This is a genomic window from Nostoc sp. CALU 1950 (genome assembly GCF_051172895.1).
Lineage (GTDB): Bacteria > Cyanobacteriota > Cyanobacteriia > Cyanobacteriales > Nostocaceae > Nostoc > Nostoc edaphicum_A.
Window position 1 is genome coordinate 1 of the sequence record NZ_JBDNJQ010000349.1, and the last position, 1,842, is coordinate 1,842.

The 1,842-nt window shown below is 41.6% G+C and carries 1 protein-coding gene; it reads right to left on the reverse strand.

Going from position 1 to position 1,842, the window contains the following annotated elements; all coding sequences use genetic code 11:
* Positions 1-136: 136 nt before the first annotated feature.
* Positions 137-1,576 carry an NHLP bacteriocin system secretion protein gene (locus ABF638_RS37805; protein WP_435027857.1) on the reverse strand — a complete coding sequence of 480 codons (1,440 nt, stop codon included), beginning with the start codon at positions 1,574-1,576 and terminating at the stop codon, positions 137-139.
* Between the last annotated feature and the right edge of the window lie 266 nt (positions 1,577-1,842).

Below are 1,842 nucleotides of genomic sequence, written 5' to 3' on the forward strand. Positions count from 1 at the left end.
AAATCGCCGTCTCTACAAAGGACTCATTATTGTAGAGACGGCGATTTATCGCGTCTCTTCCCTTAACCAAACCGTATTGAGAGTGAACCTTCAAGTTTTAACCCTAATGCCCCATGCCCAATTCCCAATCCCCAAATTAATAAATTCCCGTCCAAGAGCGTAGCATAGGAATAATATAAGAAATCGGTGCTTTTTCTCCAACTTTTACTTGAACAGAGGTAGTTGTGCCGGAGGATATTTTTAAAGCTGGGCCATCAGAGGATGACCATTTGTAGCCACTTACTGATGTAGGGTTTTCTTGGAGTTGGACAAAAGCTTGCACCTGGCCTTCACCTTTACCTGCAAAGCTGGCGGCCATTTCTTTGTTACCAACGATCGCTGTAATATCTTGTGTACTTACCGGAAATGAAGAAATATCTGCGATCGTTCCGATAATGCCACCTTCGCGCTCACGTTTTGCAAAACTGGGAGTCACTTGTACAGGCATCCCAGGCTTGATTTGCTTACCATCTTTATTAGCAAAGTAAACAAGACTCATAAGTTTTGAATTTGGCTGTTCAGCCTCAATTGACCCCAAGCGACTACCCGGATTCATCATTTGTCCAGGGACAGCGCTCAGTTCGAGAATGTGACCATTATATTTGCTAATAATTCTACTATCTTGAGATAGTTGTAGTTCTAATTGGGCAATGCGGCGCTTTACTTCCCGAATTTGATTTGTTTTATCAATTGATTGCTTCAGGTCTTGTTCGCGTAGTTTAGTATTTTGAGTATTAATATCTTTAATTTTGGTTTTAATTTCGTCAATTCTGTTAAGATTTTCCAGATATTCTCGTTGCGTAGTAGTTTCTTGGATTTCAAGATCCTTTAGTTGCACGTCAATATTCGACAGTTCACTTTGAGTATTAAAATATTCTTGTTCGGCTTGCACGAGCATATCTTGGCTGATGACGTGCTGCTCAAAAAGCTGACGACGATTATCAACCCGTCCTTTAAGAGTTTTGAGTAAGTAATTTATTTGTTGTTTGCGGGAATTAATGCTTTGACGTTTTTGAGCGATCGCTCTTTGGGTTTGATCGCGTAACTTGGGTGCATCTTGCTCTCGGCGCAAATTATTTTCCAAATCCATTCTCTGCTGCCCAAGGGTCATAATTTGTTGGTCAATCAGCAGCTTTTGTAGCCTGTCAGTCTCTTGATTCTGGGTTTGCAGTTGTTGCAACTTTATCTGCTCTTGCTGCAACTGCTGCTTCAAAGCCGATTGGTCAATAATACCCAGCACATCACCTTGTTTAATAATATCCCCCGCCTTTACCTTGAGAGTTAGTAATGGGCCAGAACTGGGTGCTTGAAATTCCACCACATGGTGCGGTTTAATCAATATACCTTGGCCTGTGACAGTCAGAGGAATTCTACCGAACACGCTCCAAACACCAGCTACAGCAACCACAAAACTCATAGCAGATAAAGTCAACCAAGCTTGGGGCTTGACGACATTTATTGCTTGATCCAGTTGTTCTGGTGAAGATAAGCGCTCTAGGGCTTCTTGGCGGAAAATGTGGCTGTGTTTTAGTTGCATTGTTCTCCTTCTTGCTGAAAGCACCCAGAACCTTAAGACTTCTAGACTTTTAAGATTAAAGTGCGATCGGGGAGAACTAGGGGAGAAATAAAGGAAGCGATCGCAGCGAGTAACCTACTGAGGATTCAACAAAGCATAAACATCACCAATACTATATTTAGCTGACAATTCAGGTCATGTGGAAAAGCTAACGATTGACCTAACCCCCTAAGCCTAGTCTGTTGACTTTGTGAGTTTTTCAGTGATATTTTTCATACAATAACTAT